This window comes from Salinicola sp. MH3R3-1, assembly GCF_001937155.1.
GTDB lineage: Bacteria > Pseudomonadota > Gammaproteobacteria > Pseudomonadales > Halomonadaceae > Salinicola > Salinicola halophyticus.
The window spans coordinates 1-727 of the sequence record NZ_MSDP01000125.1 but is presented as its reverse complement, the minus strand read 5'-3'; the positions used below and the strand labels follow the sequence as shown (position 1 = coordinate 727).

1 protein-coding gene is annotated in these 727 nt (G+C 60.7%); it reads left to right on the top strand.

The genetic code is table 11. The annotated features are described in order from the left end of the window. Positions 1-22 precede the first annotated feature (22 nt). The coding region (locus BTW08_RS18850; RefSeq protein WP_246837795.1) for a PQQ-binding-like beta-propeller repeat protein at positions 23-727 on the top strand (705 nt) is incomplete at its 3' end.

Here is a 727-nt window from a genome sequence, read left to right as displayed (position 1 = left end):
TTCATTCATGAGGAGCCGATTCATGCCCATACCCTCGCCGACACTGTCCATACCCACGCTGAAAGCTACGGCACAGCGGCTGGGAATGGCCACGGCACTCGCGCTCTTGATCGCTCCCGCTCCACTGCTGGCGCAAGATCAGCCCACCGAATCCAATCAGTCTTCGGCCAATAGCAGTGCCGATGATTCATCAGCCGGAACTCAGGGCGCCACTCAGTCCGATGCCGCTCAGAGCGAGTCGACTCAAAGCGATTCGACTCAGAGCGATTCGACTCAGAGCGATTCGACTCAGAGCGATTCGACTCAGAGCGATTCGACTCAGAGCGACAGCGCTGCCGACTCTCAGGATTCCGAAGACGTTGCCACGACGGACACCGGCGCCCGCAACGACAGCGATCGCCCGTCGATTCCGCTGGTGCCGGAAAACGCCACCTGGGACAGCTTCCACGGTCAGCTCAACGCCCAGAAGTACAGCCCCCTCGACCAGATTACGGCGGACAATGTCGGCGATCTCGAGAAAGTCTGGGAATTCCATACCGGTGACGTCTCCGACGGTTCCGGAGATACGCCGGCAAGCGTCTGGTCGGCGACGCCCGTCTTCGCCAACGACACCATCTATATCGGCACGCCCTTCTATCGCCTGATCGCGCTCGACCCGGGCACCGGTAAAGAGAAGTGGAGCTTCGACACCAAGTCTTCGCGCAAGGCGCTGACCCAGCCGGTGTTG